Consider the following 26,250-nt stretch of genomic DNA (forward strand, 5'->3'; position numbering starts at 1 on the left):
GTGCAAGAGCATTTGATATGTGCTATAATCGCTATACCATATCAAGTGCTTTTCGTTGAAAAGGAGGAACGAATGTCCGAAAAGCGCAAAGATAAAAAGGGGCGCATTTTGAGAACAGGCGAAAGCCAGCGCCCTAATCTTACATACCAATTCCGTTATAAAGACATCCGAGGAAAGACGCACTATGTGTACGCTCCGACCTTGGAGGAGCTACGGGAAAAAGAAATAGCTATCCAGAAAGACATAACAGATGGTATCGATTACTGTGCAGGGGAAACTACCGTGCTTGAACTGATAGAACGATACATCAGTCAAAAGCAAGGCGTACGTTATAATACAAAGGTTGGATATAATTTTGTTTTCAACCTTGTCAAACGAGAGGACTTTGGCTATCGAAAGATAAAAACCGTCAAGCCCTCTGATGCAAAGCAGTGGTTCATTAAATTGCACGATGATGGATACAGCTACAGTACGCTAACTTCGGTTAGAGGTGTATTGAAACCGGCGTTTGAAATGGCTGTCGAGGATGATGTTGTGCGGCGCAATCCGTTCTTGTTCCGAGTTGTTGATGTGATTCAAAATGACACCGTTCCGAGAAAAGCACTCACAAAGGACGAACAGAGCAAACTACTTGAATATGTGCAGAGCGATAAGTGCCGCAGGCGTTATTATGATGAAATTGTAATCCTGCTTGGAACGGGTATGCGTATCAGTGAACTATATGGATTGACAAAGTCCGATGTTGATTTCCAAAAAGGCGTTGTCCGTATTGAACGACAATTAACACGTACACGGAACTGCGAATATTACATTGAAAACCCAAAGACGGAGAGCGGTTTTAGGCAGATACCTATGAGCGCAGAAGTACAGCGGGCGTTTCATAATGTAATCCGCAGCAGAAAGTCACCCAAAGTGGAAGTCATTGTCGGCGGACACACAGGTTTTCTCTTTTTGGACAAGGACGGAAAGCCCAAAGTGGCGGGACATATGGAACACGCAATGAAGCGGATAGTGGACAATTACAACAAAAGTCATACGGATAAACTTGTTGTAACGCCTCATGTGCTTCGACATACTTTTTGTACTGAAATGGCACAGGCAGGTATGCCGGTCAAAGAGTTGCAGTACCTGATGGGACATGCCGACGCAAACACGACGATGAACACCTACACCCACATGAGTTTTGAAGCGGCAAAACAGGCGTTTGATAGAATCGCCGTGAATCATTAAACTTGACACGTTTTCTGGATAGACCATACACATTGATTTACACACTATTTACACATTTTGCCCGTTTAGGTACGGAGACTTCTAAAGATTTACAAAGAAGCGGGCAAAAAAGAATGAGAATAACGCCTGAAAATACAAGCGTTTGAAGGCTTACAGAGGGTTACGGAGAATGACAAAAATCTTATTCGTTTGCCACGGCAACATCTGCCGATCCCCTATGGCGGAATGTCTGCTGAAGGATATGGTCCGGGACCGCTCCGGCGACTTTGCCATCTCCTCCGCCGCCACCAGCACCGAGGAGATCGGCAACCCCATCCACCCCGGCACCCGTCAAAAGCTGAAAGAGATGGGCGTGCCGCTCTGCGATCACCGGGCCGTACAGCTCACAGTCCAAGACTATCGGCTCTATGACTGGATCTTAGGCATGGACTCCGCCAACATCCGCAATATCCTCCGCATCACCGGCGGAGACCCCAAGGGAAAGGTCCGGAGGCTGCTGGACTTTTCACAGCGGCCACGGGACATTGCCGACCCCTGGTACACGGGAAATTTTGACGTCACTTATGAAGACATCGAGGAGGGCTGCATCGCCCTCCTGCGGGCCTTACAGTAGCCATGCAACAAAGAGGAGGCGCAAATCGCGCCTCCTCTTGTCATTTTCTCTCCTGTCCGCTGTGGGATCGCAGCAACTCTAACGCCGCCTGCGAAATCTGAGGCGGCACTGCCGCCGGGCGGGCCAGGTAATAGCCCTGGAGCAGGTCCACATCCAGGTCCAGCACCTTCTCCACCTCCGCCGCAGTCTCCAGCCCCTCCGCAATGATGTACATTTCCCGCTCATGGGCATAGGCCACGATGTTGGCCACAATCTGCTGCTTGTTCCGGTCTGAGTCAATGTCCCGGATGATGGAGATGTCGACCTTGATGAACTGGGGCGTCAGCTCCAGCAGGTTCTTTTCGCTGTTGTAGCCGCTTCCGTAATCATCCAGGGCAAACATGCCGGAAATCCCCAACATCTTCCGCTTTTCCTGAGTGGACTCCTGATCCAGATGCTCCGACTCGGTGATCTCCACCACCACCCTGGGCTGGAGCAGCATGAATTTCTTCTTGTACGCCTCCCAATCCTTCTGGCTCATGCACTGGTTGGCAATGGAGTTTAGGAACAGCAGCGAGTCATTGGTCACCAGGCGGTTCTCCTGCAGCTTACTGAATGCTTCGGATGCCTTATACCAGGTCATACGCTCAATCTCAGAGAGCTTCCCCTCCTCCCTGGCGATCCGGAGCACCGCCTCAGGGGAGCGCAGCGTGGGCAGATCCACCCGCATCAGCGCCTCGTAGGCCACTGCCCTGCCCGTCTTGGCACTGACAATGGGCTGGAAGAAATAGGCGACCAGCTCCTGCTCCAGGAACTGATGGAACTCCCGCTTGTTTTGTAGCAGGAACTCCTCCCTGCTGTATACACCCAAGTCGAAATCCGCCAGTTCCCCCTTGCGGGACTGCTTGACCTGATACATGGCAAAGTCGGCAAATTTGGTCAGCTCGTTCATGTTGGTGCTGTCTTCAGGATACCACGCCACGCCGCCGGACGCGCTGATGTGGAGCACCTCGCCGCTGGGAAGCGTCAAAGTGGTGCTGCAGATCGCCTCACGCAGGCGATGGATCGCCTCACGGATCTCCTCACGGCTCTCATATCCGTGGTACAGAAGGAAGAACTCGTCCCCGGACACCCTGGCACAGAGCGTGCCGGCCGGGGCGTTGGCGGCGAAGCACTGGCCGGCCCTGCGGATATACTGATCCCCCCAGTCGTGCCCGAAGCGGTCGTTGGTGGTCTTCAGATTATCCAGGTCCAGCATGATCATGGCGGCGTGTTTCAGGGTTTCCGGATGCGCAAACAACTCCGTCGCCGTGCGCAGGAAGGCCGGCCGGTTATAAAGCCCGGTCAGCAGGTCGTAATCCCGCTCGTGCTCGATGCGCAGCCGCTCCAGGGTGCTGGCCGTGACATCCTCCACCAGCCCTACGTGCCGTTCCCCCTCCTGGGTCATCTCATAACGCAGGTAGCGCACCCCGCCCCGGGGCACGGGGATGCAGTAGAGTTCGCTCCCATCCGGCGAAGTATGATGCTCCAGCGTCTGATTCCGCTCCTTCATCAGCTCCAAAAACCGCTGGGCGGTCAACTCCGGCACCTGTATCCCATCCAGTCCCATCAGCGGGAAGAAATTGTCCGTTACATAGACCAGGTCCTGATTTTGGCGCAGCTCAAAACCGCCCATCTCCACGCTGGCCATCTCCATAATCCGCAAGAATTTGGTGGAGGCATCCAACACCTCCCGGCTCAGGTCTGTGATGGCGCCGGAAAACCGGTCGATCTCTGTGATTCCGGTATGGGAGAGCTGGGGAAGGCCGCCCCGGTCCCGCTGGGCCAGGGCCACTTCTTCAGAGAGCTTCCGGATGGGGGCGGAGAGCCTCCGGCTCACCAAAACGCTGCCGATAAGGCCGGCCGCCAGGCACAAAAGCACCACCATCGTCAGAACTTCCAATACCTGGCCGGAGAAGCTGTAAAGGCGGCCCTCCCGGACAGCGCCGAACAGGACCCAGTGCTGAGCGGCAAAAGGCGTGTTGGTGTTATAGAGGCCCAGCGGCTGCATGGCCGCAAAGTAGCGTTCCCCCTCCATGTTAAAATAGAGGCCCTCATCACCATCCTGTTCCAAAACAAACTCCTCTCCCGTCCCATTTTGGGGAAGGATCGGGCCGGTGCTCAGGACTGTGGTGTACTTGCCCTCCTCCCGCTCCACTGCCAAGAGATAGGAGCCCTGCTTGTCGTCAAAGAGCTCGGCGGAAGGTAGCAGGGATTTGAGGTAGTCGGTCAGCAGCTCCACGCCCAACACGCCGTATATCGTTCCATCCTCCAATATCAGGGGAACGGAATATGATACCGCCCAGCGGTCGTCCCCGGGAAGGATGTAGGGCTCCGGGTTCCAATACCCATAATCCCGCGCGTCGGAGAGCTCCTGGGCTTGATAGGCCGCCTGAAATGGGTCATAGAGAAAGCCGGGATACTCGTCTTCAAAATTGAACAGGGGCTGCCAGGCGTTGTCCGTGGAGATATTCAGCCCCTTCACCACGTCAATGGGCGCCCGTTCCAGCAGGAGGTCGGCGTTGCGGTAGGACGGCGTGGACGCCGGGTCCAGATCCCGGATATAGAATCCGGTCCGGGGGGATTTTTCCCCCGCATCCAGGTCTTGGGTGTTGAACACCACAAAGATGCCAGATACCTTTTTGCTGTAGAGCGTGGAGATCAGCTCATCGCTGATGTTCAGCACCAACTGTGCACACTCATCTGACTTGCTGTCTATCTCATCCAGTGACAGCTCACCCCTGCTCAGCATCTGCTGGGTGGTTTTATTGATGTCGGCGGCAAGCATGGAAAGGTCCGACCAAGTGCCCACCATGGACCCCTCCAGATATCCCCGCCTGTTTTCCGCCTGTTTACTCAAAATATCCCTGGCGTTCTGGTCCAGCTTCTCCACCATCCCGCTGGCCCGGATGCCGCCTAACAGCAGGCAGGTCTCCAACAGAAGGATCAGGATGAGTGGAATCAAAATGGTGCGAAAGACCGACCGGCTTTTCTTCATCGGGCCCCGCCTCCTTCCTGATGGATTGTGGGAATTACCCTTCCAGGGCCTCGAGCTGAGTCAACGTATCCTTATACCAGGTCTTAAAATACTCCTCAGAGGTGAATTCAGCGCAGGCTTCCTCCAGGCTCTGGCCAGCCTTCAGCCGTTCCTCCACCGTCTGACGGTCGGCCGCGGCCAGGTCGCTCATGGAGTACTCCAGGATACTGCGGGCCGTGGTGCCGTCGGAAAACGCCCGGGGTGTATAGAGCGTATTATTGTTGACCGTATCCACCGCCACGGTGAGGATCTGCTCCATCACATCATCCACCTGGACGCCGCTGCCCATAATGGCCTCCATGTCATTGGCACTTTTCGTCACCGGCAGATACCCGGAATTGACGGAGAACTGGATATTCCGCTCGTCGCTGGTAAACCATTTGAGAAACTGTACGGAAGCATAGACCTCTGCCTCGGAAGCGGTGGTCACCACCATGCCGGCGCCCTGCTGGACCGCGTAAGATTCGCCGCCCGTAAAAGAGGGGCAGGGCAAAACCGTCATTTCGATGGGGTAGCTCTCGGTGTCGCTGATGATCACCTGGTTGGGGAAGAAGGTGGCGCCAGAGCAGGAGCCCACAAAGGATACGATGTTTCCGGTCTTGATATCGTCGCTGCGGAACCGTCCGGAGGAGGCAAAGTACCCCTTCACATAGGGCACATAGAAGTTGTCCCAAAGCTTATGCAGCACCTCTTCGTCAAAGTGCAGCGTCATCTTGCCGTCCTCCACCGAAAAGAGCTCACAGCCCAACTGCATGGCGCCGATGAGGAAGTAGTTTGCCATGGCGTCCCTTCCGAAAAATGCCTTCCCATCGTTGCTCTCCGGGGTCTGGGCATCCGTCCATTCATAATACGCCTGGGCCGTGGCAACCAGCCCCTCCACCGTGGCCAGGTCGCTGTAGCTGGCGCCGGTGGCATTTGCAAACTCCGCCCAATCCGTTTCATTGAGCATGAAGATTTCCGTGGACTTGGCGGTGGGGAAAATTTTCAATCCCCCGTCCTTGGAAAAACGGCCTTCCTCCAGATAGCTGTTCACATACTTCGCCTGCTCCTCCTCACTGAGGTAGGTGCTCAGGTCCGCCGCCTGTCCCATCTGGTCCAGCGCATAGGCTGTATCGGCATAAGCGGCAAAAATGTTGGGCACCTCGCCGGCTCCCACCTTGCCTTGGGCCGCAGCCATTACGTTCGTCTCCAGGTCGTTGACGCTGCCCTGGCTGAAGCCCTCCACGTAGATGCCCTGCTCTTTGCCTTCGGTTTCGTTGAATTCATCCACCAGCGCGTTGAACGAGGCCAGCTGGTCACCGTTGTAGTAAGTCCACACACTGATTGTAACAGGGTTTTTCGGGTCCAGCAGCTGCTGTGTCTCATTGCCGCAGCCTCCAAGCATCAATACTGCCAGCGCAGCAGCAGCCATACGCATGTACCGTCTCATAAGTAACTTCTCCTTTTTGCCTCTTTTGCCTCTAAGGGGGCTTGAAGCATAGTAACCAGCCATCTGGTTTTTCTGAATCTAAATTGACTTATTATATCACACTTTTTTCCAGTCTTCAATGGTCATCGACCTTTTGTGCAGCACAAAAAAACCATCCGTTTCCAGGAGACGGATGGCTTTTTCAATTACTCCGACGGCTCCTCGCTGTTCAGCCGGTCGATCTCCTCCTTGCAGAGACGGCCCTGCCGCAGCAGTTCTTCCAGCCTCTGTTCGTCCCGGTCCTGCAATGCATCCCGCACCTCGGTGATGTTGGCGATGAGCGCGTCGGTCTCCAAAAGCAGCGCCTCACGGTTATAGAGGAACAGTTCCTTCCAAATCATCTCGTTGAGGCAGGCGATCCGGGTCATATCCTTATAGCTGCCGCCGGTATATCCCACGTAATGGGCGGATACCGGGCTTTTCACATAGGCGTTGGACACCACGTGGGCCAGTTGAGAGGTGTGGGCAATCATCCGGTCGTGGGTCTTTTTGTCGCAGACCTTGATCCGCCCAAACCCAAGGCTTTGGAACAGGGCGCCCAACTCCTCCAAGTCGCCCTCTGCCGTGGCCGCCGTGGGGACCAGGATCATGTTGGCGCCTTTGTACAAATCGGCAAATGACCGCTGAAACCCGCCCTTTGCCAGGCCGGCCATGGGGTGGCCGCCTGTGTAACGCAAGCCGTACTCCAGGGCCAGGGGTTCCACCGCGTCGATCACCGCCGTCTTGACACCCACCAGGTCCACGATCACGGCGTCCTGTTTCATCAGGGGGATGCTGCTGCGCAAAAACGCAATGGTGCTCCGTGGATAGAGCACAGGGATCAGCAGATCGCACGCTGCAATGTCGCTCTCATCGGCAATGCCGTCAATCGCCCCCTCGGCCAGCGCCTGCTCCGCCACGGCCCGGGTGCGGTTCCACCCCAGGACCCGCCAGCTGGCGTGGGCCTTAAACGCCTTCGCCATAGAGCCTCCGATCAGGCCCAGCCCCGCAATGACCACTGTTTTCATATCCATTCCCCCATCCAGTTTGGAACCTTTCCCGTTTCCCAATGCAAATATTTTAGCACAGCAAAGTGTAAAATTCAACAGAAGTCTCAATCAGGATGGATGAAATTCCACCGGCCAAGGCACGTAATTTTAGTACTTTTCGTGCACAGGCGTACTTTTCTCCTCTTAGACCCACAGATACGGCAGAAACCGGGGCGGTTTCGCCCCGGTTTCTGCCGTTATGAATGCCTTGCTTGTAAGTATAAAAGGATGGCGCCCTCTTATTTCTCCCAGTAGTTGACCTGGACGCCCTTGTTCTGCTCCACGGCCAGCTTATAGGCGTGGGCAACCACGCACAGGTCCTCGATGCCCATGCCCACGGCGTTGAAGTAGATGATCTCGTCGTCGTTCTCGCGGCCGGGCTTTTTGCCGTTGATGATGCCGCCCAATTCAGAATAGATGTCCTCGTCCTTCAGAAGGCCCTGGCTGTACATCAGGGCGATGGGGCTGATCATGCGGTGCTTGATGCCGTCCCAAGTGTCGCAGACGATCTTGCTGGCCTTGCGCACGCAGTCATAGGTCACCTCGTAGTCGGCCATCTGAACCATCAGGCAGCCCTTCTTCAGCCATTCGGCCTCCACAAAGGGCTCGTTGGCCAATGTGACGGTGATGATGACATCGGCCTCCCGGGCGGCGGGCTCCACGGTCTCGGTGGCAGTCACCTTGACGCCGAACTTAGCGGACATCTCATCGGCAAAGGCCTGGGCGCGGTCCAGGAACAGGTCGTAGATGTAAACCTGCTCGATGCCGGGGCGCACCAGCAGGGCGGCCTCCAGCTGAGTGCGGCCCTGGGCGCCGGCGCCGCAGATCAGGACGGTCTTCACGTCCTTGCGGGCCAGATACTTGATGGCCAGGCCGCCGGCCGCGCCGGTGCGCTTGGCGCTCACGGTGGTGGCGTCGGAGACGGCCAGGGGCAGCTTGGTGTCGGGATCGTTGAGGATGACGGTGACGCTGGCGCGGGGCAGGCCCTTCTTATAGTTCTGGGGGCCGCTGCCGATCCACTTGATGCCGGCCATATTGACGTCGCCGCCCACATAACCGGGCATGGCGTTGATGCGGCCGTAGACATTCTCGTCCTCCGGCGTCTTGCCCCAGCGCATCACGCACTTGGTGGGGTTGATCACATCGCCCTTGTCAAAGATGGACAGGCACTTTTCCACGTCCTCCATCACAAGGCCCATGTCATTGGCCACCAGGGAGTTGACGACTGCGTCGTTCATGAACAGGATATCGTGTTTCATTTTTACCACCTCATATAAAAATTTTTATTTTACGCCGGTTTTGAAGTACTCGATGATCTCATCCCTGCTCAGCCCCTCCAGGCCCAGGTTCTTGAGAGAACGGCCCTCCGTACGGAAGTCCTTGCCGTAGATGCTGCAGGCCAGGGTGATCACCGCGTCGATGTTGGGCGTCTCCACCCCGGCCGCGTGGCCCAGCGCCGCGATGGGAACCAGTCCGTTGGGCACATCCTCCGTCATGTAGCGGGCCTGGATGGTCTTGGGAGCCATGATGTCGCCGTAGGCGTCGTTATTCTGAATCCGCTCATACAGCGTGTCTCCGTGGGTGTCGTAACTGCGCACCAGCCACTCCTTGGCGGAGAGAAGCTCAACGCCGTAGGCCCTGCCCACCGCCACGCGCTCGGCGTCCAATTGTTCGATCAGGCCAGCCACGGAAGGGGTGATGCCGTCCCAATAATAGCGGTAGCCCCGGGGATCGTTTTCAATCCGTCCAATGTTCAGCAGCACGGGCGTGGGATGGAACATGCTGCCAATGTTGGCCAGGCTGGTGCCCAATACGCTCTGGGCCGGGGTGAACTGGGGATAGAAGGGCGCCAACACATCCAGAACCTCCTGAATGCGGTTGCCCGGGAAGGAACTGATATCCACTGAGGTCTTTACGCCGTAAATATGTACCGAGGCCGGCCCGGTCTTCCGGCAGGAGTAGATCAGTGTCTGGGTCTCGGAGACGATGATGTCCTTCTTGCAGCCACAGGCTCGGACGGTCTCCAAAAACTCCAGCGCCCCCGCGGTCCTGCCCGGGTTCAGCACCACGATCTGGCCGTCCTCCAGAGAGTCGGCGCAGGCCTTGGCGATCATCTTATGGGTGAAGGCCGGGGTGACCACCATCACAAGCTTCGCGCCGCTGAGGGCCGCCTTTACGTCTGAGGTGACCAACGCCGGAGTCACCTTCCGGGTCATTCCCTCACAATTGAGCTCAATGCCCCCGCTTTTCTGAATCCCCTCCAAAAACTCAGGGAACAAATCACACAGGCGCACCTGCCCACCCTGGCTGGCAATGTGGGCCGCTATGGCGGTTCCGCCGTTTCCAGCTCCGATCACTGCTACTGCTGTACTCATGAAACGCGCTCCTTCTATTTTCAATTTGAAATCATCTGGGTCCGAAGCTCTTCCACAATATTTATCGTTCTTGTACACTTCATTTAGAAGAAAATTATTGTTATTTCTATTATATCGAAATAATTATATTTTTCAATATAATTTTCAATATTATTTTTATTCCGATTGTAGATTTTCTATGCGTTTCTTTGGTAAAAACAGAGAATAAGATAAGTTTTCTTGTTTATCTGCCAAATTAAGTTATTTTTTTCCATTTTATTCGCAAGGATTATTTTATTTTTTCTTGCCATTGCGTTGAAAAAGGTCTAAAATGACCAACAGAAATAAAACTTTTTAAGGGAGTAAGAGGTTCTCTTACCCTTTTGGGAGGGATGTCCGTGCAAAAGCTATTGAAACAGATCCAACAGTCCAGCCAGGACCTTCCCCAGGCCCAGCGGGCTGTGGCGGAATACGTTCTGACCCACTATATGGACATCCCCTTTATGTCCGTCACCAGCCTGGCGCGGGCCATCGGGGTCAGCGATACCACCATCATCAAGTTCTGCATCCAGCAGGGATTTGACGGCTATTCCAGCTTTAAGAAGATGCTGGCCGACCACGTCCAATCGGAGGTCACCATGTACAACAAGCTGGAACAGCAGTTGGACACCATGACCGGCAACAACACGCTGGAGCAGGTGCTGGCCTGTGACGTGGGCAATCTGGAGACCACGCTCAGCAACCCCATCAACCACGAGAATTTTGACCGCTTTTTGGATGCCCTGGACAAGGCGAATCAGATTTATGTCCTGGGCCTGCGGACCGCCTCCATGCAGGCGGAATACCTGGCCTCCAGCCTGCGGGTGCAAAACCGCAAGGTATTTACCTTCCCCAACAACGGCCACTTTGTGGACCAGCTGTGCCAGGTCACCCCGGACGATTTGTTCATCGCCGTCACCTTCTCCCGCTACTCCACCAACACCGTCAAGGCCCTGCAGTACCTCTCCACCCGGAAGGTGCCCTGCGCCGCCATCACCGATTCCACCACCAGCCCGGCCTATGGGCTGGCGGACATCGCCTTCATTTGTGAGACCAAGTCCTTCAGCTACCAGGGTTCCTACGTGGCCTGCGCGGCGCTGATCGACGCAATCATTACAGCTTCCGCCAAGCGACGCAAGGAGGAGACCACCCAGCACCTCCACTGTCTGGAGGACGCCTTCAAGGAGTTCAACTCCTTCTTGTCCTACGACATGCACGACGGCACGCTCTGAACATCAAAAAAAGAGGCCCGGTTCCGTAGAACCGGGCCTCTTTTTGGCCGTCTAAGAAAATGCCCGCCTTCTGAACAGGCGGGCATTTTTCGATTGTTATGCGCCGCAGACCTCCACCAAAATGTCGATGGCCTGCTTCAGCTGCTCCATGGGAATGGTCAGCGCCGGCAGCAGCCGAACCTTGCCATGGGCATTGAGCACCAGAACGCCCTTTTCCATACAGGCGGCAATCACTTCGGCCGCGCTCTTTTCCGTGGCCACGCCCAGCATCAGCCCCATGCCGCTGACGCCCAGGATGCCCTTCTTCCCTGTCAGCGTCTCTTTGATGTAGGCGGACTTCTCCCGCACCTCGGCAAGGAGCTTTTCGTCAATGCGGCTGATGGTGGAGATGGCACCGGCGCAGCAGATGGGGTTGCCGCCGAAGGTGGAGCCGTGGGTGCCGGCGGTGAGGGTGTCCTGCAGCTTCTCCCCCAACAGCGTGGCGCCCAGGGGCAGGCCACCGCAGAGTCCCTTGGCCGTGGACACGATGTCCGGCTTCAGGCCGAAGTTCATGTAGCCGTAAAGCTGTCCGCTGCGGCCGTTGCCCAACTGCACCTCATCCACCATCATGAGGAGGTCCTCTTTGGCGCAGAGGTCAGCGATGCCGGCAATAAACTCCGCGTCCAATGCATTGACGCCGCCCTCGCCCTGGACACACTCAAAAAGGATGCCGGCCACCTTGTTTTCCGCCACCTTCTGCTCCAGGTCCTTTAGGTCGTTGGTTTTGGCGTACACAAAGCCCGGGGTGAGAGGCTGAAACTGCTGGTGGAGCTCATCCTGGCCTGTGGCGGCCAAGGTGGTGATGGTCCTGCCGTGGAAGCTGCTGGTCAGGGTGACGATGGTATGGTACTCCGGCCCCTTGTGGTCGGCGGCGTATTTCCGGGCGGCCTTGATGGCGCACTCATTGGCCTCCGCGCCGGAGTTGGAGAAGAACACCTTCTTCATCCCCGTCCGCTCGCAGAGCATCCGGGCCAGGGTGACGCAGGGCTCCGTATAGTAGAGGTTGGAGGTATGCTGGAATTTGTTCATCTGGTCGATGACCGCCTGCTTCCACGCCTCGTCGCCGATGCCGAAGTTGTTGACGCCGATGCCGGTGCCCAGGTCGATGTACTGCTTGCCGTTCTCATCCTCCACCACCGAGCCCTTGCCCCTGACGATCTGGAGCGGGAAGCGGTGATAGGTATTTGCCACATAGGTCTGGTCAAGCTCTTTGACGTTCATTGTTCTTGTCCTCCACAACCATAGTTCCGGCGCCTTCGTCGGTCAGCATTTCAATCAGGATCGCATGGGGCACCCGCCCGTCCAGGATAATCACTTTTTTCACCCCGTGGTTGATGGCCTCGATGCAGCACTCCACCTTGGGGATCATTCCTCCGGAGATCACGCCGCTGCGGAAGAGCTCCACCGCGTCATTGATGTCGATGCAGGGGATCAGGGAATCCGGGTCGTCCTTGTCCGCCAGAATTCCCGCGATGTCCGTCATGGTGATCAGCCGCTCCGCCCCCATGGCCCCCGCGATGTAGGCTGCGGCGGTGTCCGCATTGATGTTGTAGACATTGCCTTCCATATCGCAGCCCACGGTGGATACCACGGGGATGTACCCCTTCTCCAGAAGGTCCGTGATGGGGTTGATGTTCACTGCGGTGATTTTCCCCACATAGCCCAGGCGGTCATCCTTCATTTGGGCCTCAATCAGGTGCCCGTCGATGCCGGAGAGGCCGATGGCCACGCCGCCCTTGGCCTCCAGGTAGTTGACCAGGCTCTTGTTGATCTTGCCCGCCAGCACCATCTGGACGATCTCCGCCGTCTCTTTGTCCGTGACCCGCAATCCGTCCACAAAGCGGCTCTCCTTGCCCACCCGCTGGAGCATATCCGTGATCTCCGGGCCGCCGCCGTGGACCAGCACCACCTTGACGCCGATGAGGGACAACAGGACAATGTCCTCCATCACCTGCTGCTTCAGGATTTCATTGACCATGGCGTTTCCGCCGTATTTGATGACCACCACTTTATTGTAGTACTTCTGAATATAGGGCAGGGCCTGGGTCAGGACCTCCGCCCGCTGGGAATTGGTAAGATTGACTGACATGTCGTTTCCCTCCCGGATCAGGTGCGATAATCGCCGTTGATCTTCACATAGTCGTAGGTGAGGTCGCAGCCCCAGGCCGTGGCGGTGCTCTCGCCGTCGTGGAGGTCAATGAGGATGTCGATCTCACTCTCCAACAGAATCTCCTTGGCGGTTTCCTCGGAGAAGTCCACTCCAGCCCCGTCTTTGCACACCAGGACCTCGCCCTTGGGTGAGGAGAAGCTGACCTCCACCTTTGCAACGTCCACATCCGCACCGCTGTAGCCGATGGCGCAGAGGACGCGGCCCCAGTTGGCGTCGGCGCCGAACATGGCGGCCTTGGTCAGGGAGGAGCAGATCACCCCCTTGGCCACCACCTTGGCGACAGATTCGCTCTTGGCGCCGGAGACCTTGCACTCCAGCAGCTTGGTGGCCCCCTCGCCGTCGGCGGCAATGCAGCGGCACAAATACACGGTCAGGGTGTTCAGCGCCTCCATGAAGGCGTTAAAATCCGGGCCCTCGGAGGTGATCTCCTGATTCCCGGCCAGGCCGTTGGCCATCACCGTCACCATGTCGTTGGTGGAGGTATCCCCGTCCACGCTGACCATGTTGAAGGTGCTCTGGATATCAGTGGACAGCGCCTTTTGCAGCATGGCCGGGCTGATGGCGCAGTCGGTGGTGAGGAAGACCAGCATGGTGGCCATATTGGGGTGGATCATACCGGAGCCCTTGGCGATGCCGCCGATCTTACAGGTCTTGCCCCCGGCAAGAAAGCTCACTGCAAGCTCCTTGCGCTTGGTATCGGTGGTCATAATGCCCTCTGCCGCCAAGTCGCTGTGGTCGCCCAGCCCCTCCACCAATCCGGGGATGCCGCCGGCGATGGGCGTGATGTCCAGAGGCTGGCCGATGACGCCGGTGGAGGCCACGATCACATCCTCCGGCTTGATGTGCAGCGCCTGGGCCGTCAGCACGCTCATCTGCTCCGCCACTTCAATGCCGTCGGCGTTGCAGGTGTTGGCATTGCCGCTGTTGCAGATCAGGGCCTGGGCCTTGCCGTCGGCGATGTGCTTTTTCGTCACATAGAGGGGCGCCCCCTTGACCAGGTTGGTGGTGTAGACCGCCGCAGCGCTGGCCGCCACCTCGCTGTAGATCAATGTCAGGTCCCGCTTGGCCCGATTCTTCCGGATGCCGCAGTGTACGCCGTTGGCCGTAAAGCCCTTGGCCGCGCAGATGCCTCCGCTGATGAGTTCCATAGTCCTCTTCCTTTCTCAAAGCTCCAGGCCGCAGGTGGGGTCTACTCCCAACACCAGGTTGAGGCATTCCACCGCGGCGCCGGAAGCGCCTTTTCCCAAATTGTCGTACCGGGCAATGAGCGTCATACGCTCGTCGTTTCCGCAGACGGTGATCTGCATGGAGTCCTTGCCCGTCAGGGCCCCCGCCGAGAGGAATCCCTCCTCGTCCGCCGCCGGACAGTAGCGAACCACCGGCCCCGTGTAGTTCGCCTGGTAACAGGCCTTCACATCCGCCGCCGTTTTCCCCGCCGCCAGGTCCTGGGCAAAGAGGGGCACCGTCACCACCATTCCACTGTAAAAATCCGACACAATGGGGCAGAAGATGGGGGCAGTGTCCAGCCCCGTCACTGCCTGCATCTCTTTCAGATGCTTATGCTGCTGCGTCAGCCCATACTGGCGGGGCGCGTCCAACAGCGCATCCCGCCCATCCGCCTCATACTGGGCGATCATCTTTTTGCCGCCTCCACTATAGCCGGTGATGGAGTGGCAGCTCAGATGGGAAGAGGCCGGGATCAGCCCCGCTTCCACCAATGGCTGCACCAGGGCGATGAAACCGCTGGCATGGCAGCCGGGAACCGCGATCCGCCGCCCCTTCTCCACACCCCGGGCAAAGGAGCCGCCCAACTCCGGGAAGCCGTAGGCCCAGCCCGGTGCCGTACGGTGGGCGGTGGAGGTGTCCAACACCACCACGCCCTCATGCTCAATCAGCCCCACCGCTTCCACAGAGGCCGCGTCCGGCAGGCACAAAAAAGCCACGTCGCAGCTGTTGAGCATCCTGGCACGGCAGGAGACGTCCTTTCGCTCCTCCTCTGACAATGTCAGCAGCTCAATGTCCTCACGGCTCTCCAGCCGCTCGTAAATCCGAAGGCCGGTGGTGCCGGCCCTGCCGTCAATAAATACCTTTGCCATCCTGATCGCCCCTTTGACCTATGTGCGGGAACTTCCCGTCCATTCCAATTCTTATGAATAATCATACTACTTATTCGCAAAAAGTCAATAAAAATACGGTAATTTCTGTGTATATTCGTATTTTTATTCGTACCCCTCAAAGTTGACGGCAGACTTGCCCCGATTTATGGCAATTTGCACAACCTTTTCCCTGTTTTACTCTCTCCAAGGGGCACCGACAGGGGAACTTGGATGTGGTTTTTCCGGCTGGTATGCAGGTTTTTTGTATACCATTCATAGTTTTCTGTATGTTTTCTGTGGATTGCGTCAAAATTTTCTCCTTGACTTCCGGGAGGGCGCCTTGTATAATGAAGCAAATTTACAAAGGCAATGAGGAAGAGGGACGGCATGTAAGCCTTCAGAGAGCCGGCGGGTGGTGCGAGTCCGGCGGGGAGCATGCCAATGTCCTATGACTTCTGAGCCGAGGGTTCGAGCGCGAAAGCAGTAAGGGCCTCTCCGTGTATGCTACGTCAGTGCAAAGGGATTGTTGGATCCTGAAGGTGGCGGACTATGGGCCGCAATTTGAGTGGTACCGCGGGTGCAGAGAACGCTCCCGTCTCAAAGCTTTCTTTGAGACGGGAGCTTTTTTTATTTGCCGCAAGCCGGCTGAATCAGCGAAAGGAGCAAATCATATGAGCTATCATCTGGAAACCAAATGCGTCCAGGGGGGCTACACCCCCGGAAACGGTGAACCCCGGCAGATCCCCATTGTACAGAGCACCACCTTCAAATACGCCACCTCCGAGGACATGGGCAAGCTCTTTGACCTGGAGGCCAGCGGCTATTTCTACACCCGGCTCCAAAACCCCACCAACGACTTTGTTGCGGCCAAGATCGCGGAATTGGAGGGTGGGACCGCGGCCATGCTGACCTCCTCCGGCCAGGCGGCCAACTTCTTCGCCCTGTTTAACATCGCCTCCTGCGGCGACCACATCGTCTCCTCCTCCAGCATCTATGGCGGCACCTTCAACCTGATCTCCGTCACCATGGCAAAAATGGGCGTCGACGTGACCTTTGTCTCCCCCGACGCCTCAGAGGAGGAGCTGGAGAAGGCCTTCCGGCCCAACACCAAGTGTGTGTTCGGCGAGACCATTGCCAATCCGGCCCTGACGGTGCTGGATATCGAGCGGTTTGCCGCCGCCGCCCACGCCCACGGCGTACCGCTGATCGTGGACAACACCTTTGCCACTCCCGTCAACTGCCGGCCCTTTGAGTGGGGCGCGGACATCGTCACCCACTCCACCACCAAGTATATGGATGGCCACGGCGCGGCGGTGGGCGGCGCCATTGTGGACAGCGGCGCCTTCGACTGGATGGCCCACGCGGAGAAGTTCCCCGGGCTGTGCACGCCCGACGAGAGCTACCACGGCATCACCTATGCGGAGAAGTTCGGCAGGGAGGGCGCCTTCATCACCAAGTGCACCGCCCAGCTGATGCGGGACTTTGGCTCCACCCAGTCCCCCCAGAACGCATTTTATCTCAACCTGGGCCTTGAGAGCCTCCACGTGCGCATGGCCCGTCACTGTGAAAACGGCCAGGCAGTGGCGGAGTTTTTGGCCGGCCATCCCAAGGTAGCCTCCGTCAGCTACTGCGGCCTTCCCGGCGACAAGTACTACGACATCGCCCGGAAGTATCTGCCCAACGGCTCCTGCGGCGTGGTGTCCTTTGAGCTCCGCGGAGGCCGCGAGGCTGCTGCCGCCTTCATGAAGGAGCTGAAGCTGGCCGCCATTGAAACCCATGTGGCCGACGCACGCACCTGCTGCCTGAATCCCGCCACCTCCACCCACCGCCAGATGACCGACGAGCAGCTCCTTCAGGCGGGCATTCCCGCCGGGCTGGTGCGCATGTCCTGCGGCCTGGAAAGTGCCCGGGACCTGATCGCCGACATCGCCCAGGCCCTGGACGCCGTGCGGTAAAAGGAGAAGAGCCATGCCCATCCGGATTCCCAACCAGCTGCCTGCCACAGCCACACTGACCGGCGAAAACATCTTCGTCATGACGGAGACCCGGGCCATGACCCAGGACATCCGCCCGCTGGAAATTCTGCTTTTGAACCTGATGCCCACCAAGGTGGACACGGAGACCCAGCTGGCCCGTGTGCTGGGCAACACACCCCTTCAAATCCAGCTGGAGCTGATCGCCCCATCCGGCCATGTGTCCAAAAACACCTCGGAGCAGCATATGCTGGCCTTTTATAAGTCCTTTGACGAGGTGAAGCACCGCAATTTCGACGGCCTGATCATCACCGGCGCGCCAGTGGAGAACCTGGCCTTTGAAGAGGTGGATTACTGGCCGGAGCTCTGCACCATCATGGAGTGGAGCAAGACCCACGTCCACTCCACGCTCCACATCTGCTGGGGCGCCCAGGCGGGGCTCTACTACCACTACGGCATACCCAAGATCCCGCTGCCGCAAAAACTGTTCGGCGTGTTCCTACACACGGTGGAGGACCCCAACTTCATCCTCTTCCGGGGATTTGACGACCAGTTTTGGGTCCCCCACTCCCGCAACACCACGGTGCTCCGGGAGGACGTGGAGCAGGTCCCCGAGCTCAAGGTCCTGGCCTCCTCCCCGGAGGCGGGAATCTATGCTGTCAAGACCGACCAGGGCCGGCAGATTTTCGTCATGGGCCACTCGGAATACGACCGAGACACGCTGAAGCGGGAGTATCTGCGGGACGTGGCCGCCGGAGTGCCCATCCAGCTGCCCCGGCACTACTTTCCCCAGGATGATACCGCCCGTACGCCGGTGGTGAACTGGCGCTCCTGCGCCAACCTGTTTTACTCCAACTGGCTCAACTATTTTGTCTATCAGACCACGCCCTACGACCTCTCCGCGATGCAGTAATCAAAAAGGCCTGGCCGGAGCAATGCTCCGGCCAGGCCTTTTTGATTGATTGGTTTGCTTACAGCACCTGGCGGCCGTTGATGAACTTGGCGGCCACATGGCGGTCGTCGGACTGCTGGATCACCCGCTCCAGGCGCTGGCGGACGGAACGCTGGTTAAAGTCCGCCAGGGAGGAATCGTCGATGACCACCGCGTCGAAGAGGCTCCCCTCTTCAAAGCTGCCAGCCTTGCCCCAGAAAGAGGCGCCGCCCTTGGTGGCGATGTAGAACGCCTCAGACAAGGAGAGATAGGTCTTCTGGGCAAAGGGATCGCCCCTCCGCTCATTGGCGGCCCAGTAGACCTTGGAGGCGGTGGTGGCGTCGGCGATGGCACGGAACAGGTTCAGCGTATTGGCGCCGGCCATGTCGCAGCCGATGCCCACATGGACGCCGGCCTCCAGATAGCGGCGGATGGGCGCGCCGGAGCCGCTGGAGTGGAGGTTGGACTGGGGGCAGTGTGCCACCCACAGGTTCTTCCGCTGGCTCATCATCTCAAACTCCGCGTCCGTGGGGTAGACGCAGTGGGCCATCACGGTGGGCACACCGCCGCCCAGCATGCCGTACATATCGTAGGCCTGTCCATAGAATTCAATCTCCGGCTTGAGTTCCTTCACCCACTCGATCTCATCCAGCCCCTCGGACAGATGGGACTGAACAGGCACGTTGAACTCTTCCACCAGTTTTTGCAGCCCTTCCATGCACGCGTCGGTACAGGAGGGCGTGTAGCGGGGCGTGACCATGGGCTTGACATAGGGGTGGCGGTTCACCGTTTCCTCCAGCCACTTCCGGGTCTCGGACAGGCTCTCCTCCGTGGTCTCCTGGAGGCCCTCGATGGAGTTGCGGTCCATGTTCAGCTTGCCCACATAGGCAGCAAAGCCCTTCTCCGCCAGCTTGTCCATCAGCAGCTCCGTGGCGGGACGGTGGATGGTGCCGAAAATGCACAGCCGGGTGGTGGTGGTCTTCAGCAGGTCGCCCACAAACTTTTCATAGGCCATGTCGGCATAGCCCAGATCGGCGTAATGGCTCTCCTCCGGCAGGGAGTAGGTCTCAAACCAAGTGTTCCACACGCTGTCCAAATCCAAATCCATGCCCAGGCCCCGGAACCCGTACTGGGGCGCGTGGATGTGCATGTCCGCCATGCCGGGGATGATCAGCTTGCCGGTGTAGTCCCGCACCGGGATCCCCTGGAACTCCTCGGGCAGCTTTTCGTAAACGCCCTGCACCAGTCCGTTCTGACAGACCAGGTAGCCGTCGTCGACAATGGTGAAGCGCTTGGGATCGGGGGTGTGGATGATGGCGCCCTTGAGGGCAAACAAATTGTTGTTCATCTGAAGCTTCCTTTCCATCTCAGTTATCGGGAGGTACGGATATAGGGCTTGCCAAGGGCCGCGGGATCGGAGTTGCGCTTTGCCACGAGGAGCAGCGAAAGGGCGGTCAGGAGATAGGGCAGGCCGGTGAAAAGCTGGGTGGGCAGCGTGATGCCAAGGGCCTGCATGCGGAACTGCAGCGCGTCCGCCGCACCGAAAAAGAGGGACGCAAGGAAGATGCCCAGAGGGTTGCGCTTACCGAATACCACCACGGCCAGGGCGATGTAGCCCCGCCCGGCGGTGATGTTCTCATAGAACACGCCTAACTGGCCTAACAGAAGATAGGCGCCGCCCAGGCCGCCCATGATGCCGTTGAAGGCCGCGGCGGCGTACTGGATGCGGTAGACGGGAAGCCCCACCGTATCCGCCGCCCGGGGGTTTTCGCCGATGGAGCAAAGGGACATGCCCCACACGGTGCGCCGGAAGAAAACGATCATGGCGATGATCAGGAGAAACACAATGTAGGTGACGATGTCCTTGTTGAACAATGCCTCGCCGATGAGCGGGATCTTGCACAGCCCTGGAATGGGGATGCTGGAGAGGGTGTGGATCTGGGGAATGCCGTAGGCGTTGACCAGCAGCATGAAAAGATAGCTGGTGATGCCGGTGGCCAGCAGGTTCAGCGCCACGCCCGCCACGTTCTGGTCCTGGCGCATGTAAATGGAGAGGAATGCGTGGAGCATGCTGAACACGAGCCCGCCCAGCATGCCGCAAAGGAAGCCGATCAGCAGGCTGTCGGTGAGATAGGCGCCGGCAAAACCGAAAAACGCGCCGCCGATCATAACGGCCTCGATGCCCACGTTGATGAGGCCCGCCTTTTCCGACACATCCTCGCCAATGGCCGCGCACATCAGCGGCATGGCGGTGCGGACGGCGGCGGAGAGGAAGGTGGTCAGAAAACCAATGGTCAAAAATTCACTCATGCCTGTTCCACACTCACTTTCTGCCGCTTGTGTTCCCGGTAGATCTTGACAAACTCCTTGCTGAGGATCATCACCACGATGAAGCCCGTGAGGATGGAGACGATGGACGCCGGGATGCCCATCTGGCGCTGCATGGTGTTGGCGCCCACCTGCAGCGCGGCAAATCCGATGGACACGGCCACCACCGCCAGCGGGTGGTTCCGGGCCAGCAGAGCAACCAAAATGGCGGTGTAGCCGTTTCCGCCGGAGAGGTTTTCAAGGAGGCGGCGCTGCACGCCCAAAAGCTCGCTCATGCCAGCCATGCCGGCCAATCCGCCGCTGATGACCGCGGCCAGCAGCAGGCTCCTTTGAACGGGGATGCCGGTGCAGAAGGCGCTGCGCCGGTTGCTGCCGCTGATGCGCAGCTCAAAGCCCAGCGTGGTGCGCCGCATGATGAACCAGAGCAGCAGCGCGCATGCAACGGCGATGACAAAACCCAGGTGCAGCCGGGTGGGCGGCAGCAGGGCGGGCAGGGATGCCTCCACGCCGATGCGGGCGCTCTGGGGCAGGTTGTCCGAGGGGTCCTGAAGGAAGCCCCGGATGGCGATGCCCAAAATCATGGTGGCAATGTAGTTGAACATGATGGTGTTTACCGTCTCGGAGATGCCCATGCGGTTTTTAAGAAAGGCGGGGATGAAGGCCCAGATGCCGCCGGCCACAAAAGAGGCGACGATGGACAAGATCACCCGCACCACCCCGGGGGCGGGCAGCCACAGAGCGATGATGGCGGAGACCAAGGCGCCCATATAGAGCTGGCCCTCGCCGCCGATGTTGAAAAAGCCTGTGCTGAACGCCACGGACACGCCCAGTCCCACAAAAATCAGCGGCGTGGCCTTGACCATAATCTCTGCGAAGCCGTTGAGGCTTCCAAAGATGCCGTAGATAAAATAGTAGCCGGCCTCCACAGGGTCCGCCCCGGCGACCAGGATCAGCAGCACTGCAACCACCAGCACCGCCGCCGTCTGCATCCCCAAACGCAGCAGTTTCTTTTTCACGCGTGCACCTCCTCCAGCTTGTGTCCGCCCATCAAAAGGCCGATGGTCTCCACGCTCAGATCCGGCGTGTTTTCCAGAACGCCCATGATTTTGCCGGAAAAAATCACGGCAATGCGGTCAGACATCTTCATGATCTCCTCCAGGTCCGTGGAGATCAGCAGCACGCTTTTGCCGCTGTTGCGGCAGGCGATCAGCTGCTCATGGACATACTCCGAGGCGCCGATGTCCAGTCCCCGGGTGGGCTGCATGGCGATGAGCAGCTGCGGCTCCACGCCGATCTCCCGGGCCAGGATGATCTTCTGCTGGTTGCCGCCGGAGAGGTTGCCCACCCGGGCGGAGAGGCCCGGGGCGCGGACGTCGTACTTCTCCATGGCGGCGGCGGTGGAGGATTCAATCTGGCGGCGCTGGAAGATGCCGTGCTTTGCGTTTGGCGCCGCATAATAGCTGCGCAGCAGCAAATTGTCCTTTACGTCGGCGTCCAGCACCAGGCCATCCCGGTGGCGGTCGTCGGGAATATAGGAGATGCCCATGCGGAAGCGCTCCCGGATGCCGGCCCTTGTGATGTCCTTTCCCTGGTAGAGGATGGAGCCGCCGCTCTGACGGCGGATGCCGCAGATGGCCTCCGCCAGGTAGCCCTGGCCGTTGCCGTCCACACCGGCCACGCCTACGATCTCTCCCCGGCGCACCTCCAGGTCAATGCCGTCCAAAAGAGGCGTGCCCCGGCTGCCGGAGAGGGTCAGGCCGCGGATGTTCAGCGTGGCCTCCCCCGGCTCCATAGCCGTCCGCTCCACCGTGTCCGTGTGGAGCTCACGGCCGATCATCATCTGGGAAAGCTGGGACTCGGTGCACGCGCCGGTCTCCACCGTGGCCACGTTCCGCCCGTCCCGCAGCACCGTGATTCGGTCGCTGACCTCCATAATCTCCGCCAGGTGGTGGGAGATCAGGATGATGCTGTGGCCGTCCGCCTTCAATGAGCGCAAAATGGCGAACAGCTCCCGGGCCTCCTGCGGGGTCAGCACGGCGGTGGGCTCGTCCAGCACCAGGAGCTTGGCGTTCCGGTAGAGGGCCTTGAGAATCTCCACCCGCTGCTGCTCGCCCACGGACAGCTGTTCGATCTTCTTGTTCACATCCACGATCAGTCCATAGCGCTGGGATACCTCGCTGAGCTGAGCCGCGATCTTCTTTGTATCCAGGAAGGGGTACCCCTCCGGCTTGAGGCCCAGGACGATGTTCTGCAGCACCGTCATGTTCTGCACCAGCATGAAGTGCTGGTGCACCATGCCGATTCCGTGTAGGATGGCCTCCCCCGGCGTGCGGAACCGCACCGGCTCCCCTTTCCAGAAAATCTCCCCCCGGTCCGCCTGGTACAGCCCGAACAGGATGTTCATCAGCGTGGTCTTACCCGCGCCGTTTTCTCCTAACAAGGCGTGGATCTGCCCTTCCTCCACGGTCAAATCCACGTCCGCATTGGCGATCACACCGGGAAACTCCTTGGTGATGCCCTTCATCTTCAGCAATTCCATACTTTTACAGCCCTTCTTTTCCGCTTGGCGCAGGCGCGCCAACATGCAGGCCTCTCCGCTGCGATCCGCGGGGCAAAGAGGCCTGCATGTTGCCTTTTCAATTCAGGAATCAGTCGTTGGTGATCTGCTCGATGCGGGGCACTTCGATCTCGCCGCTTTTGATTTTTTCCATGGTCTCGGCGACCAGGTCCTTGACCTCCTGGGGAACCTCACTGTCCAGCTCGCCGTAATCGGTGAGGCTCAGCACGTTGTCGGCGTAGCCGTACTCATGGATGCCGCCGGAGAAGGTGCCTTCCACCACTTCCTTCACAGCCACGGACACCAAATTCTCAATGTCGGACAGGTTGCACAGCAGCACGTTCTGAGGAGCCAGGTTCTGCTGGTCCAGCTCGCCCATGCAGTAGATGTCCGCCTCTTCGCAGGCCTTGATCATGCCGGCGTTGCTCTGGTTGGCACCGCCCATGATGATGTCGGCACCCTTGTCGATCATGGCCTGGGCAGCCTCCTTGGACTTGGCTGCGTCGTCAAAGGAACCGGTGTAGGCGGTCATCACCTCGATGTCGGGGTTCTGGGCCTTGGCGCCCACCTTGTAGGCCTCCACGACCTTGATGATGGCGGGGCCCTCCACGCCGGCCACGGCGCCGATCTTGCCGCTCTCGCTCATGGCGGCGGCCAGCACGCCCTGGATGTAGCCGGATTCCTGGGTCTTCAGGTTGTAGGAGGCCACGTTGTCCGCTTCCACCGTGCCGTCAATGATGGCAAAGGATACGTCGGGATAGCGCTCGGCCACGGCCAGTGCCGCGTCGCCGAAGGAGAAGCTGTGGCCAATGATCAGGTCAAAGCCCTGGGCGGCGTAGTCGGTGAAGACGGCCTCCATATCGGTGGGCTTCACGTTTTCCGTATATTTCACATCAATGTTGTAGAGCTCCTTGGCAGCCATCACCGCGTTGTATGCATAGCTGCTCCATGCGCCGTCATTGGCGGGACCCACCAGGCACAGCGCCACCTTGGCATCGTATTCTCCGCTGCCTGCGGAACCGGAGGCACTGCCGCTACCGGAGCCGGAGGCACTGCCGCCGCCGTTGCCGCCGCACGCTGCCAGGGAGAGCACCATCATCAGGGTCAGGATCAGAGACACTACTTTTTTCATTTGATATCTTCCTCCTTCAATTTTGTTCCTCTCAGAGCCCCCCGTTCTCCCGGGAGAAGCTTCCGTTTATTTCATTCCGCAAAGCGGAAAGGAACCGCAACTGGCCCCGCTGTTGCAGGGCCTGGCCGCGCAAATCCCTCTGGGGGTTCCCAAAAAGCACTTGCGGCACAAGTGGGATTATAGGGGGTATTTTCGCGTTTGTACACTGATTTTTTGTCAAATTTTTGCTTTTTGTAGGAACTGGCAAAGTTCACCAATGTCCGCCCCATGCGGATAGGAAGATAGTTATATATCACTTTTACTTATAATAGAAATCTAATTTTTTGTTAGGTAAACAAACAAAAAAAGAGGTGAACACCAACGTTTCACCTCTTTTTTGTTAAAAACCTGTTTGACCGGTCAGCCGTTGTTCTGGATGGGGAATACAATTCCGCCCACGCTCAGGCTCTCCATTTCCTCAATGGGGATCACTTGTTCCAGCACCTCGCCCTTGACGCAATGGGTCTTCCCATTTTCAGGCCGGATACTGCCGCCGGAAGAGGAGAGATCCATGACCGTGCCGTCGGACTTGGTCAGCAGGACCTCCACATTCTCAAAGTAACGCTGTTGGGCGCGTTGGTCCGCGTCGCTGACCCGTCCGCTGGGCGCGTTGCTCCAATTTACCTCGCTGTCCACCTCATATTCCACCCGGACTGCCACAGGAGAGACCAGGACATCCTTGATGGCAAAGGTCATGCCGTCCTGCTCAAAGGTCTTTCCGCCGCCCAGGGACACGGATGCGTCCTCATAGTCCACGTCAAAGCGGAACTTCCAATGCCCTTCCACGATGGGCACCCGCTTCCCCTGATCCTCATCGAGCCAGTACAGCCCGTCAAACTCCGCCTTTGCGGTGGTGTGGGTCAGGGGGCTGTCGGCGCTGATGGTCTCCACGTACTGGATGGTATCGTCACCGGGGACCTCATCCACGAACCAGGCGGAGCCATGGGTGCCGCCCCGGACATTGAGGTCCGTGCCGCCGGTGCCGCCCACCAACAGCTGGTGGGAGCCGATGTCCTCCGGCAGAAGAGGCGTGCCGTCGTCCCGGCTGATGGTGTAGACAATGCAGGCGTTGTACTGGTCGCCGATGATGGCGTCGGCGGTGATGGTCACGCCCTTGTCCGTGTCGCCGGCGCCGATGGGCCGGCCGATTTTGTCGATGACCTCCGTCTGGGCTACGGAACCGCCCAACAGCGGGGAAAAGACCTCCACGGCGTCTTTCAGCACGCCTGTGGCTCCGGCGCCCACCACCAGGACGGCTGTCAGGGCGGCGGCCACCAGGACCATCCGCTTCACCGGGCGGCGGTGGGCCTTGGGCTGGGCCGCCGCCAGTTCACCGATCAGCCGGGCCTTTTCCTCATCGCTGAAGCGGAGGGAGTCCAGCTCCCTGCGGTATTCAAACAGATTCTCCATATGCTGCTCCTCCAAATAAATCTCTCAATTTTGCCCTGCCCCGGGCCAGACGGGTGTGGACCGTGGCGGTGGGGATACCCAGAAGCTCCCCGATCTCCCCGGCCTGGTATCCCTCATAGTAATAAAGGTAGATCACGGCCCTGTAGTGGGGCGGAAGCTCATTCACCGCCGCAAGCACTGCGCCGTCCGGCTGCTCCGGAGCCGCCACCTCCGCGCAGGCTTCCAGGTCACAGACCCTTTTGCGCCACGGGCTTTTCAGCACGTCCTTGCAGGCGTTTGCCGTCGTGCGCAGAATCCAGGCCTTCTCATGCTCCCTGCTTGCAAAGTCCCGCTCCTCTGACATGAGTTTCACCAATACGTTCTGGCACACGTCCTTTGCATCCTCTGTGTTTTTCAAATAACTGTAACTCAGCCGGAGAATGGTGTCCGCGTACGTATTCACCAAATACTCCGCCCGGGTGTTCTGATCCATCACGGTTCACTCCTTTGCTTGCGGCGTCCCGCCGCATCAGCGCCATGGCCATGTCGCTTTCATCTGTAATACGACCAAAGCGGG

At 58.5% G+C, this 26,250-nt stretch carries 21 protein-coding genes; 5 read left to right on the forward strand and 16 right to left on the reverse strand.

Annotation, left to right across the window (positions count from 1 at the left end; all coding sequences use genetic code 11):
* Positions 1-72 precede the first annotated feature (72 nt).
* Positions 73-1,230: a site-specific integrase gene (locus H8790_RS08285; protein WP_187332078.1), complete on the forward strand. Its 1,158-nt coding sequence runs from the start codon at positions 73-75 to the stop codon at positions 1,228-1,230.
* A 169-nt stretch (positions 1,231-1,399) separates the two neighbouring features.
* Entirely contained in the window at positions 1,400-1,843 is a 444-nt protein-coding gene (locus tag H8790_RS08290) for a low molecular weight protein-tyrosine-phosphatase (RefSeq protein ID WP_187332079.1), read from the forward strand.
* Positions 1,844-1,883: 40 nt separating this feature from the next.
* Here the strand turns inward: H8790_RS08290 and H8790_RS08295 are convergent, their stop codons facing one another.
* The 5 genes from H8790_RS08295 to H8790_RS08315 form a co-directional block, all read right to left on the reverse strand.
* Positions 1,884-4,859: an EAL domain-containing protein gene (locus tag H8790_RS08295; RefSeq protein ID WP_187332080.1), complete on the reverse strand. Its 2,976-nt coding sequence runs from the start codon at positions 4,857-4,859 to the stop codon at positions 1,884-1,886.
* 34 nt (positions 4,860-4,893) lie between these two features.
* Complete coding sequence (locus H8790_RS08300; RefSeq protein ID WP_187332081.1) at positions 4,894-6,327, reverse strand: extracellular solute-binding protein; 1,434 nt, start codon at positions 6,325-6,327, stop codon at positions 4,894-4,896.
* A gap of 185 nt (positions 6,328-6,512) precedes the next feature.
* Positions 6,513-7,373: a prephenate dehydrogenase gene (locus H8790_RS08305; RefSeq protein WP_187332082.1), complete on the reverse strand. Its 861-nt coding sequence runs from the start codon at positions 7,371-7,373 to the stop codon at positions 6,513-6,515.
* A 260-nt stretch (positions 7,374-7,633) separates the two neighbouring features.
* Positions 7,634-8,653: an ornithine cyclodeaminase family protein gene (locus tag H8790_RS08310; RefSeq protein ID WP_187332083.1), complete on the reverse strand. Its 1,020-nt coding sequence runs from the start codon at positions 8,651-8,653 to the stop codon at positions 7,634-7,636.
* Between the two features lie 24 nt (positions 8,654-8,677).
* The gene (locus H8790_RS08315; RefSeq protein ID WP_187332084.1) at positions 8,678-9,769 is read right to left on the reverse strand and encodes an NAD/NADP-dependent octopine/nopaline dehydrogenase family protein; all 1,092 of its coding nucleotides are present in this window, start codon (positions 9,767-9,769) and stop codon (positions 8,678-8,680) included.
* A gap of 377 nt (positions 9,770-10,146) precedes the next feature.
* On the opposite strand from H8790_RS08315, the gene H8790_RS08320 reads away from it, so the two are divergent.
* Complete coding sequence (locus H8790_RS08320; RefSeq protein WP_187332085.1) at positions 10,147-11,019, forward strand: MurR/RpiR family transcriptional regulator; 873 nt, start codon at positions 10,147-10,149, stop codon at positions 11,017-11,019.
* 96 nt (positions 11,020-11,115) lie between these two features.
* Here H8790_RS08320 and H8790_RS08325 read toward each other — a convergent pair whose 3' ends face one another.
* From H8790_RS08325 to argC, 4 genes are read right to left on the reverse strand one after another with little or no spacing between them, the layout of a single operon-like run.
* A complete protein-coding gene (locus H8790_RS08325; protein WP_187332086.1) occupies positions 11,116-12,279 on the reverse strand; it encodes an acetylornithine/succinylornithine family transaminase in 1,164 nt (387 codons plus the stop codon).
* The gene (argB, locus tag H8790_RS08330) at positions 12,260-13,147 is read right to left on the reverse strand and encodes an acetylglutamate kinase (RefSeq protein ID WP_187332087.1); all 888 of its coding nucleotides are present in this window, start codon (positions 13,145-13,147) and stop codon (positions 12,260-12,262) included. The genes H8790_RS08325 and argB overlap by 20 nt, the downstream gene beginning before the upstream one ends.
* 17 nt (positions 13,148-13,164) lie before the next feature.
* Positions 13,165-14,376, reverse strand: a complete 1,212-nt coding sequence (argJ, locus tag H8790_RS08335) for a bifunctional glutamate N-acetyltransferase/amino-acid acetyltransferase ArgJ (RefSeq protein ID WP_187332088.1) — start codon at positions 14,374-14,376, stop codon at positions 13,165-13,167.
* Between the two features lie 15 nt (positions 14,377-14,391).
* Entirely contained in the window at positions 14,392-15,324 is a 933-nt protein-coding gene (argC, locus tag H8790_RS08340; RefSeq protein WP_187332089.1) for an N-acetyl-gamma-glutamyl-phosphate reductase, read from the reverse strand.
* A 671-nt stretch (positions 15,325-15,995) separates the two neighbouring features.
* On the opposite strand from argC, the gene H8790_RS08345 reads away from it, so the two are divergent.
* A complete protein-coding gene (locus H8790_RS08345) occupies positions 15,996-17,279 on the forward strand; it encodes an O-acetylhomoserine aminocarboxypropyltransferase/cysteine synthase family protein (RefSeq protein WP_187332090.1) in 1,284 nt (427 codons plus the stop codon).
* A 13-nt stretch (positions 17,280-17,292) separates the two neighbouring features.
* Positions 17,293-18,210, forward strand: coding sequence for a homoserine O-acetyltransferase MetA (gene metA / locus H8790_RS08350; RefSeq protein WP_187332091.1), 918 nt, complete (start codon positions 17,293-17,295; stop codon positions 18,208-18,210).
* A 58-nt stretch (positions 18,211-18,268) separates the two neighbouring features.
* On the opposite strand, the gene H8790_RS08355 is transcribed toward metA, so the two are convergent.
* The 7 genes from H8790_RS08355 to H8790_RS08385 all read right to left on the reverse strand — a co-directional run bounded on the left by H8790_RS08355 (position 18,269) and on the right by H8790_RS08385 (position 26,166).
* Positions 18,269-19,576: an amidohydrolase family protein gene (locus H8790_RS08355; protein WP_187332092.1), complete on the reverse strand. Its 1,308-nt coding sequence runs from the start codon at positions 19,574-19,576 to the stop codon at positions 18,269-18,271.
* Between the two features lie 23 nt (positions 19,577-19,599).
* A complete protein-coding gene (locus H8790_RS08360; protein WP_187332093.1) occupies positions 19,600-20,538 on the reverse strand; it encodes an ABC transporter permease in 939 nt (312 codons plus the stop codon).
* Positions 20,535-21,572, reverse strand: coding sequence for an ABC transporter permease (locus tag H8790_RS08365; RefSeq protein ID WP_243208462.1), 1,038 nt, complete (start codon positions 21,570-21,572; stop codon positions 20,535-20,537). The genes H8790_RS08360 and H8790_RS08365 overlap by 4 nt, the downstream gene beginning before the upstream one ends.
* Positions 21,569-23,095 (reverse strand): ABC transporter ATP-binding protein, encoded by a 1,527-nt coding sequence (locus H8790_RS08370; RefSeq protein WP_187332094.1) that lies wholly within the window; start codon positions 23,093-23,095, stop codon positions 21,569-21,571. Before H8790_RS08370 ends, H8790_RS08365 begins: the two co-directional genes overlap by 4 nt.
* 109 nt (positions 23,096-23,204) lie before the next feature.
* Complete coding sequence (locus tag H8790_RS08375) at positions 23,205-24,245, reverse strand: BMP family protein (protein WP_187332095.1); 1,041 nt, start codon at positions 24,243-24,245, stop codon at positions 23,205-23,207.
* 399 nt (positions 24,246-24,644) lie between these two features.
* Positions 24,645-25,694 (reverse strand): DUF4179 domain-containing protein, encoded by a 1,050-nt coding sequence (locus H8790_RS08380; RefSeq protein ID WP_187332096.1) that lies wholly within the window; start codon positions 25,692-25,694, stop codon positions 24,645-24,647.
* Entirely contained in the window at positions 25,678-26,166 is a 489-nt protein-coding gene (locus tag H8790_RS08385) for an RNA polymerase sigma factor (RefSeq protein ID WP_187332097.1), read from the reverse strand. Before H8790_RS08385 ends, H8790_RS08380 begins: the two co-directional genes overlap by 17 nt.
* Between the last annotated feature and the right edge of the window lie 84 nt (positions 26,167-26,250).

The sequence above is a fragment of the Oscillibacter hominis genome (assembly GCF_014334055.1).
GTDB classification, from domain to species: Bacteria; Bacillota; Clostridia; order Oscillospirales; family Oscillospiraceae; genus Oscillibacter; species Oscillibacter hominis.